Origin of the sequence: Bradyrhizobium cosmicum (genome assembly GCF_032290525.1) — a bacterium.
In the GTDB taxonomy this organism is placed as follows: domain Bacteria; phylum Pseudomonadota; class Alphaproteobacteria; order Rhizobiales; family Xanthobacteraceae; genus Bradyrhizobium; species Bradyrhizobium cosmicum_A.
Genome location: NZ_JASXTA010000026.1, coordinates 95951 through 104418 on the forward strand (window position 1 = coordinate 95951; position 8468 = coordinate 104418).

General features: G+C 65.1%; 9 protein-coding genes. 2 read left to right on the forward strand and 7 right to left on the reverse strand.

What is annotated here, in order from left to right; all coding sequences use genetic code 11:
- Positions 1–36 precede the first annotated feature (36 nt).
- From QSV46_RS33610 to yajC, 5 genes are all read right to left on the reverse strand, one after another.
- Positions 37–900: a phytoene/squalene synthase family protein gene (locus tag QSV46_RS33610; RefSeq protein ID WP_314961764.1), complete on the reverse strand. Its 864-nt coding sequence runs from the start codon at positions 898–900 to the stop codon at positions 37–39.
- Entirely contained in the window at positions 897–1280 is a 384-nt protein-coding gene (locus tag QSV46_RS33615) for an Mth938-like domain-containing protein (RefSeq protein ID WP_314961767.1), read from the reverse strand. The genes QSV46_RS33610 and QSV46_RS33615 overlap by 4 nt, the downstream gene beginning before the upstream one ends.
- 61 nt (positions 1281–1341) lie before the next feature.
- Positions 1342–2361, reverse strand: a complete 1020-nt coding sequence (secF, locus tag QSV46_RS33620) for a protein translocase subunit SecF (protein WP_314961768.1) — start codon at positions 2359–2361, stop codon at positions 1342–1344.
- Between the two features lie 11 nt (positions 2362–2372).
- Positions 2373–3977 carry a protein translocase subunit SecD gene (gene secD / locus QSV46_RS33625; protein WP_314961771.1) on the reverse strand — a complete coding sequence of 535 codons (1605 nt, stop codon included), beginning with the start codon at positions 3975–3977 and terminating at the stop codon, positions 2373–2375.
- A 47-nt stretch (positions 3978–4024) separates the two neighbouring features.
- Positions 4025–4402 (reverse strand): preprotein translocase subunit YajC, encoded by a 378-nt coding sequence (yajC, locus tag QSV46_RS33630; RefSeq protein WP_314961773.1) that lies wholly within the window; start codon positions 4400–4402, stop codon positions 4025–4027.
- 182 nt (positions 4403–4584) lie between these two features.
- Here yajC and QSV46_RS33635 point away from each other — a divergent pair, with 182 nt between their 5' ends.
- The gene (locus QSV46_RS33635; protein ID WP_314961774.1) at positions 4585–5565 is read left to right on the forward strand and encodes an ATP-binding protein; all 981 of its coding nucleotides are present in this window, start codon (positions 4585–4587) and stop codon (positions 5563–5565) included.
- A gap of 78 nt (positions 5566–5643) precedes the next feature.
- On the opposite strand, the gene QSV46_RS33640 is transcribed toward QSV46_RS33635, so the two are convergent.
- Positions 5644–7023 carry a LysM peptidoglycan-binding domain-containing M23 family metallopeptidase gene (locus tag QSV46_RS33640; protein ID WP_314961775.1) on the reverse strand — a complete coding sequence of 460 codons (1380 nt, stop codon included), beginning with the start codon at positions 7021–7023 and terminating at the stop codon, positions 5644–5646.
- 109 nt (positions 7024–7132) lie between these two features.
- The gene (locus QSV46_RS33645; RefSeq protein WP_314961777.1) at positions 7133–7783 is read right to left on the reverse strand and encodes a protein-L-isoaspartate(D-aspartate) O-methyltransferase; all 651 of its coding nucleotides are present in this window, start codon (positions 7781–7783) and stop codon (positions 7133–7135) included.
- A gap of 240 nt (positions 7784–8023) precedes the next feature.
- Between QSV46_RS33645 and QSV46_RS33650 the strand changes: the two genes are divergently transcribed.
- Complete coding sequence (locus tag QSV46_RS33650; protein WP_314961779.1) at positions 8024–8395, forward strand: response regulator; 372 nt, start codon at positions 8024–8026, stop codon at positions 8393–8395.
- Positions 8396–8468 lie beyond the last annotated feature (73 nt).

Consider the following 8468-nt stretch of genomic DNA (forward strand, 5'->3'; position numbering starts at 1 on the left):
TAGAGCATCCGGCGGTCCGAGGCGATAAGCCAGCCGCTATTTGGTAAATTCCCGGGAACGTGAAGCCCGCCACAGCGTCCACAGCGTGCGCAACCGCGACGTCGGCTGCGGCGCAAACGGATTGCGCCCGGTTTGCGACAGGCGCTTGAGGTCGGCTCGCGCCTGGGCGAGCAGCAAAAATGCCGGACGTAACGATGCCGGCACCTGCACCAGCAGCGACAACGCCGTGGTCAAATGTTGCTGGGCCTCGCCTGCAAGCTGGTCCAGCACGGCGCGCAAGTTCGGCGTCTCCTTGCCAGCGAACACGTCCTCCATCTGACAACCGTGGCTCGCCAGCACCTGCTGGGGCAGGAACAATTGCCGATGCGCCGCATCGCGCGGGAGGTTGGCGATCACCTGCACGAGGCCCTGCGCCAGCCCGGCATGGCGGGCGAGATGCTCGACTTCCTCCGACGGGGGCGCCATGATCCGGGCTGCCAGGCCGAACAACGCCGATGAAGTGGTCGCCAGATAGCCTTCCAGCGCCGTCAGGGTCGGCATTGGATCGTTGTAGAGGTCGAACTGGTGCTCGTCGACGAGCTGCGACAACGGCTCGACCGGAAGGTCGAAATCGCGGATCGCGCGCAGCAACTCGGCCGCCACCGGATTGCCCTCGGCGCTGCCGTGGACGAGACCCGAGAACAGGTCGGTCCACCATTGAAAGCGGATCTCGCCGGGCAAGGGCTGGCCGACCTGGTCGCGGACGCGGACGATCTCGACATTGAAGGCATAGAGCGCCAGCAACGCGCGGCGCTCCGCGGCGGGCGCAAACAGGGTCGCGGCATAACGCGGAAAATCGTGGCTGCGCACGAGATCGGCGCAGAAGCTAACGTTGTCGGGCGACGGCGTAGCGCTGCTCATGGCACGGCGATCAGCGCCGCGGCGACGCGCCGCCGTTCGCCGATCATGATGTTGTAGGTTCGCACGGCGGGACCGGTCTGCATCGTGTCCAGCACCACCCTCACCGCCTTCAGGGCTTGGCGCAGGTCCGGCGGCGGCAGCCAGACCCCGGTTCCGGTGCCGATCAGGAGCGTGTCGATGCTGTTCGCGGCCGTAAAGACCCGATCCAGCGAATAGCGGTCGATCCTGGCTGGATCCGTCACGTCCCAGGCCCAGATCGCGTCAGGCAGGCACAGCAGCGATCCCCGATGCGACATGCCGGCGAAGGCGAAGCCGCCCTTGCCATAGGCCTCGATCGGCGCCGAGCGCGGGAAATGCGGAGCGTTGGGATCGCCGGCCATCAGCTTCGTCCGAATTGGCTTACTGCCCTCGCGAACTCCTGCGAGGGCAATGCGGTTCGGATCATGCCTTGTTTTTCTTCGCCGGCGCAGCCGTATCGGGCGCATCTTCGCGATGCTCGCCGACGCCGAGATAGATCAGGATCGGCGCCGCGATGAAGATCGAGGTGTAGGTGCCGACCAGCACCACGCCGAACATCATCACCGCGGTGAAGCTGTGGATGGCATGGCCGCCGAACAGCAGCAAAGCCAGCAGCGCCAGTGTCACGGTGAAGTGGGTGATGATGGAGCGCGACAGCGTCGAGTTGATCGATTCGTTGAGCAGCTGCGGCATCGGCATCTTCTTGTAGCGCCGCAACATTTCACGGATGCGGTCGTAGATGACGACGGTATCGTTGAGCGAATAGCCGAGAATGGTCAGGAGTGCCGCAATGCTGGTCAGGTCGAAATCGACCTGGGTGATCGACATGAAGCCGATCGTCAGCACGATGTCGTGGACGTTGGCGATCATGGCGCCAAGCGCGAACTGCCATTCGAACCGGAACCAGAGATAGATCAGGATCGAGACGATCGCAAGCATCAGGCCGAGCATGCCGTAGGCAAGGAGCTCGCCGGAGACGCGCGGGCCGACCACTTCCACGCGGCGATAGTCGACGGAATCACCGAGCGCGGCGCGGACCTTCTGGACGGCCGCCTGCTGGGCGGCGTCGCCGCCGGGCTGCTCCGCGACGCGGATCAGGACGTCCGCTGGGCCGCCGAACTGCTGGAGCTGGACTTCGCCGAGACGCAAGGCATCCAGCGTCGTGCGCATCGCCGCAATATCGGCGGTGCCGGACTTGGCCTGCACCTCGAGCAGCGTGCCGCCGCGGAAGTCGATGCCGAAATTCAGGCCGTGGGTGAAGAACAGCGTGATCGCAACGATCGACAGCGCCGCCGAGATCGGGAAGCTGATGCGGCGGAAGCGCGTGAAGTCGAAATGCGTATCGTCGGGGACGATGCGCAGCGACGGCAGCACGCCGAGCGCGGCCACCACGGTGAGGACGGCAATGAGGATGCCAAGCCCGATGAGAACATATTGCGTCACGGTCTTAGCTCCTAGATCGGCACGCTCTGCGGCCGCTTCCACCGCACCCACCAGGCGACGATCAGCCGGGTCATGGTGAAAGCGGTGAACACCGTGGTGATGATGCCGATGCCGAGCGTCACGGCAAAGCCGCGCACCGGACCGGTGCCGATGTAGAACAGCACCGCGGCAGCAATGAAAGTGGTGATGTTGGAATCGAGGATGGTGGCGAGCGCCCGCTTGAAGCCAGCGTCGATCGCCGAGATCGCGTTGCGTCCGCCGCGCAACTCCTCGCGGATGCGCTCGTAGATCAGCACGTTGGAGTCCACCGCGATGCCGACGGTGAGCACGATGCCGGCGATGCCGGGCAGCGTCAGCGTGGCGTTGAGCAGCGACAGCAGGCCGAAGATCATGGCGACGTTGATGGCCACCGCGATGTTGGCGAACACCCCGAACAGCCGGTAGGTCAGCAGCATGAAGATGATGACCAGGATCGAGCCGACATAGGCCGCAAGCTCGCCCTTCTCGATCGAGTCCTGACCAAGACCCGGACCGACGGTGCGCTCTTCGACGACCGCCAGCGGCGCCGGCAGCGCGCCGGCGCGCAGCAGGATCGCGAGGTCGTTGGCCGACTGCACGGTGAAATTGCCGGAAATCTGGCCTTGGCCGCCGGTGATCGGTTCGCGGATGACGGGCGCCGAGATCACCTTGTTGTCGAGCACGATCGCGAAGGGCAGTCCGACGTTCTCCTGCGTCGCCTGTGAGAACTTGCGCGCGCCCGACGTATTGAACTTGAAGCTGACGACCGGCTCGTTCGTGCGCTGGTCGAAGCTCGCCTGGGCATCGGTCAGATCACCGCCCGCAACCAGCACCTGCTTCTTCACCACATAAGGTGTTGGCGGCGGCGACGCGCTCATCAACAGCTCGGATTCCGGCGGCAGCCGCCCCTGCTGCGCCTGATCCGGCGACACGGACGTATCGACCATGCGGAATTCCATCTTCGCGGTCTTGCCCAGCAGCTCCTTCAGGCGGGTCGGGTCCTGGAGCCCCGGAACCTGCACCAGGATGCGGTCGTTGCCCTGGCGCTGGATCACGGGCTCGACGGTGCCGAGCTCGTTGACGCGGCGCTCGACGATCTGGATCGACTGCTCGATCGTCTTGCGCATGCGGTCGAGCATCGCCGCCTGCGGGATGCTCAGGCGGATCACGCCGCCGCCGGCGTCGGTTACCTCAAGGTCGCGCTGACCGCTCGACCCCATCAGACCGCCCAGCGGCTGCGACAGCTCGCGCAGCTTCGCGAGTGCCGGCTGCACGTCGGTTTCCTTGGTAATGCGAACCTCGGCCGCGTCGTTGCGCATGGTGACGCCGCCGGTGAAGCCGATCTTGGCATCGCGCAGTGTCCGGCGAACGTCGTCGCGGACCTGGTCCAGCCTCTCCTTCTTCACGTAGTTGCCGTCGACCTCCAGCAACAGATAAGAGCCGCCCTGGAGATCGAGGCCGAGCACCAGGCGGCGCTGCGCCCAGGCGGGCCAGGTCTTGACCTGCGCTTCGGGGAAGAAGTTCGGGACCGCGCAGAGGCACACGATCAGCGCCGTCAGGATAATCCCCAGCGCCTTCCACCGCGTGAAATACAACATCGACTGGACCTGTCAGATCGGGAGACTAGGGAGACTCGCGGAAGCACTCACTTCGACGCGGCGTCATCCTTGGCGGCTTCCTTCGCGCTATCCTTGGATTCCTTCGCCGGCTCGCCCTTGGCGCGCACGCCCGAAATCATCTGGCGCATCTGCCGCACACGCACGCCGTCGGAAATCTCGAACTCGATCTGGTCGTCGTCGACGACCTTGGTGACCTTGCCGACAAGGCCGCCGGAGGTCACCACGGTGTCGCCGCGGCGGATGTTCTTCACGAGATCGGCGTGGTCCTTCACCTTCTTCTGCTGCGGACGCAGAATCAGGAAGTACATTATCACGAAGATCAGGGCGAACGGCAGCAGCGACATCAACATGCTGTTGGTGTCGCCGGCGCCCGCAGCCTGGGCATACGCAGGGGTAATCAGCATTTAGACAATCCTCGTGAGAACGGGGGAAAGCCGGTCAGGCCCTCGAAGGCGACCGGTTCGGTCAAATTCGCGCGGACTATAGCGGCCATTGCCCCAATTGCAACGCTGCCAGACCGCCCTTTTGGCCACCTTGCGGCGCGCCGTCAGGCCCGATAAAGGCTGCGTTCTCAGGAACTTCGGACATGCCCAGAAAACCAAGCAAAAGCCCGGCCGGCAAAGGCCCCCGCACACCTGCCAGGAAGCCCGCCCGCGTCGCGGCAAAACGCCCCACGGCAGCTCCCAAGGTCGCCTCGGAGCTTTCCCAGGAGCGCATCGTCCGCGCGCTGGAGGCCATCGCGGCGCACCTCGCCGCCCAGGGCGAGCCGGCCGTTGAACGCTACTCGTTCAAGCAGGCGGACGCTTTCGTCTGGCATCCCGACGGCCGCATCGCTGCGGTGCCGCGGGTCAGCCGGGTCGAGCTGTTCCTCCTGAAGGGCGTCGACCGGATGCGCGACATCCTGATGGAGAACACCGAGCGCTTCGCCAATGGCCTGCCCGCCAACAACGCCCTGCTCTGGGGCGCGCGCGGCATGGGCAAGTCGTCGCTGGTGAAGGCCGCTCATGCCAGCATCAATACTGACCGCAATGCCTCTGACAGGCTGAAGCTGATCGAGATCCACCGCGAGGACATCGAGAGCCTGCCCGCGCTCATGGAGCAGCTGCGCGCCTCCTCGTTCCGCTTCATCGTGTTCTGCGACGATCTCTCCTTCGACGGCAACGATGCGTCCTACAAATCGCTCAAGGCGGTGCTCGAGGGCGGCATCGAGGGCCGGCCCGAGAACGTCATCCTCTACGCCACCTCCAACCGCCGCCACCTGCTCGCGCGCGAGATGATCGAGAACGAGCGCTCGACCGCGATCAATCCAGGCGAAGCCGTCGAGGAAAAGGTCTCGCTGTCGGATCGCTTCGGGCTCTGGCTCGGCTTTCACCGCTGCAGCCAGGACGAATATCTCGCGATGGTGCGCGGCTATTGCAGCCATTTCCGCGTCAAGATCGACGACGAGGCGCTGGAGCGCGAGGCACTGGAATGGTCGACCACGCGCGGCTCGCGCTCGGGCCGTGTCGCCTGGCAGTTCGTGCAGGAGCTGGCGGGACGGCTGGGTGTAAAGCTGACAGCGACGTAGCCGAAGCTATCGCCACGTCTAAAACCGTCATCGCCCGCGAAAGCGGGCGACGACATCGTCAGTGCGAAGGCTTAGGCCTCACGCTCCGTTCAGGAATTGAAGCGGGTCAACCGGGCTCGATCCCTTGCGGATCTCGAAGTGGAGCTGCGGCGACGCCACCTCCCCGGATTGACCCGACTTGGCAATGACCTGGCCGCGCTTGATGGTATCTCCGCGCTTCACCATCAGCTCACTCGCATGGGCATATGCGGTGACGTAGCCGTTGGAGTGCCGAACCAGAACCAGATTGCCATAACCCTTCAGCTCGTTGCCGGAATAGGCGACGACGCCGTCTTCGGCCGCCTTGACCGGGGTGCCTTCGGGCACCGCGAGATTGATGCCGTCATTGGACTTGCCATTGGTCTTGGCGCCGTAGCTCGTGACCACCTTGCCGCGCACTGGCCAGCGGAAGGTCGGCAGTGCACTGGTGACTTCGGCAGCCTTCGCCGGAGTCTCGGCGGGCTTCTCTTCAATGTTGGTTGTGGCCTGGGCGAGGCGCGCGCTCTGCACGGGCGCGGCGACAGCAGCCATCTTGGTGGCCGGTGCGGGAGCAGCCGCAACGGGCTGGAGCGTCCCGGCGACGGGGGCTGCAGCAACCGGCGCCGCCACGGCGGCGGTCTTCGCACCGGGCACGGTCAGCTTGGTGCCGAGCTTGAGCTTGGCCGACGCATCGAGACCGTTGGCGCGAGCAAGCTCGACCGCAGAAATATGGTTCTTGCGGGCAATGCTGGCGAGCGTGTCGCCGCGATTGACGAAGTGCATGCTGGACGGCGCAGCCATGGCTGCAACCGGCTTCGCGGGCGCCATCGCGGGAGCTGCCGCGACCGGAGCCATCACCGGCGCAGGCGCTGCGGCCGTCGCCGGATGCGGGATGACCAACTGCTGGCCGGGCGAGAGCGCGCGCGGGCCCTTGTAACCGTTGGCGGCAAGAATCGCCTGCGGCGTAACGCGATAGCGCTTGGCGAGCACGTCGAGCGTGTCGCTGGTGCCGACGATGATCTTGGTCCCGCCGGCCGGCTGGGCGGCCGCGACCGAGCGCGGCGGCACGGTGGCCGTCGTTTCGAGATGCGGCTGCGCCGGGGGCGCGTAGGAGCTGACGCCGCGGCCGCCTCCGGACACGCCACCACCCGACGCAACGGGATAGGATTGCGGCGCGGCCACCGCGGGCGGCGGCAAAGGCTGCGACTGATAGTAACCGGGCTGCGTCTGCGGTCGCGAATATTGCGGTAGCTCACGCTGCGGCGGCGGTGCCTGCTGCACCGAACCGGTCTGATCAGACGCGAAGGGGTTGGAGAAGTTCGACTGGGACAGCCGCGACGACATGTCGGCGCTGCACCCTGCGAAGCTGAAGGAGATCAGCGCCAGCACCGCGACCTGCGGTACGCGGCGCGAGTAAAGCAACTCGGCGACGACGGACATGGTTACTCACTCGTACGCAACAGAACTGGTTATTTAAGTAAACACGCGCCGAGTAAATAACGGCTTAACCCTCCCAATAAGATGTTGGCAGCACAGCCGATCCGGAAATCTACAGCTCCCGTGCCACCCCGGGCAGCGCCGGCACGAAGCGGACCTCGACGAGTTCCTTGCGCTCGATCCCGGCTTCCGTCCGGGTCAGCCGGACCAGCGTCTGCACGCCCTGGTGCGGGCCGACCGGCGCGATCAGGATGCCGCCGACCTCGAGCCGTTCGACCAAATTCTCCGGGACCTGCTCCATCGCAGCGGTCACGATGATGCGGTCGAACGGACCGATATTGGCCGGCAGGTTGAGGCCGTCGCCGAGCATCACCTCGACATTGTGACAATCGAGCTTTTCAAGCCTGGCGCGTGCGGCGTCCGCAAGCTTGCGATAGCGCTCGACGGTCAGCACCTGGCCGGCGAGCCGCGACAGCACGGCCGCCTGATAGCCTGAGCCGGCGCCAATCTCGAGCACGCGGTGCTTCTTCTGCAGCTGGAGCTGCTCGGTCATGTAGGCGACGACGAAGGGCTGGCTGATGGTCTGCCCGCAGGCAATCGGCAGCGCGCTGTCCCGATAGGCGCCGTCGCGGTCGGCTTCGTCGACGAACAGCTCGCGCGGCACCTCCTCCATGGTCCGAAGCACCGCCTGGTCGCTGATGCCCCGGCGCCTCAGCGTGAGCTGAAACATCATCTTTTCCGGTGGGGGCTGATGGGAGGTCATCGCTGCTCGTGTTCGCCTCGTCAGGTCAGGGGTCGCCGCTTGAATCGCCAAGGCCCGAGACAAGAGTCCTGTTCCTGCTCGGGAACCCATGATAGCCTTCGGACACGGTATTTGACCACAATTGGCTTGCTGCGGGCTAACCGCAAAGGCCATTTTCAGGTGTCCGTTCGCTGAAACGCGCATTGCGCCGATTCGTGTTATCTGCGAACGTTTTCCGGAATGGGCAAGGACTCAACGACAATGACCGCGACAGGGCTTTCGGGCCGCTCTGTATTCCTCGTCGAGGACGAGGTCATGATCAGGATGATGGTCGCGGACATGCTCGAAGAGCTCGGCTACAAGATCGCAGCCGAAGCCGGCGACATCAACGAGGCGATGCGGCTCGCCCACGCGACCGAGTTCGACATCGCCATCCTCGACGTCAACGTCAACGGCAAGGTTATCTCGCCGGTGGCCGATGTCATCAAGGCGAAGGGCTGCCCGTTCATCTTCGCCACCGGCTACGGCTCCTCCGGCCTGCCCGAGCAGTACCGCGACCGGCCGGCGCTCCAGAAGCCGTTCCAGCTCGACGCGCTCGGCAAGACCATCGAAGCCGCGCTCCGCGGCGGCTAAAGCGGGATGAGTTTAGTCTGAATCGATTTGGGATTCCCAAATCAGTGTATTTCTGATTCACCATGCTGGCTGG

Bases quoted from the DNA above. Each gene is read 5' to 3' on its own strand.
- secD (WP_314961771.1), bottom strand. From the start codon at position 3,977: ATGTTGTATTTCACGCGGTGGAAGGCGCTGGGGATTATCCTGACGGCG.
- QSV46_RS33615 (WP_314961767.1), bottom strand. From the start codon at position 1,280: ATGGCCGGCGATCCCAACGCTCCGCATTTCCCGCGCTCGGCGCCGATC.
- QSV46_RS33640 (WP_314961775.1), bottom strand. From the start codon at position 7,023: ATGTCCGTCGTCGCCGAGTTGCTTTACTCGCGCCGCGTACCGCAGGTC.
- QSV46_RS33650 (WP_314961779.1), top strand. From the start codon at position 8,024: ATGACCGCGACAGGGCTTTCGGGCCGCTCTGTATTCCTCGTCGAGGAC.
- QSV46_RS33610 (WP_314961764.1), bottom strand. From the start codon at position 900: ATGAGCAGCGCTACGCCGTCGCCCGACAACGTTAGCTTCTGCGCCGAT.
- QSV46_RS33645 (WP_314961777.1), bottom strand. From the start codon at position 7,783: ATGACCTCCCATCAGCCCCCACCGGAAAAGATGATGTTTCAGCTCACG.
- QSV46_RS33635 (WP_314961774.1), top strand. From the start codon at position 4,585: ATGCCCAGAAAACCAAGCAAAAGCCCGGCCGGCAAAGGCCCCCGCACA.
- yajC (WP_314961773.1), bottom strand. From the start codon at position 4,402: ATGCTGATTACCCCTGCGTATGCCCAGGCTGCGGGCGCCGGCGACACC.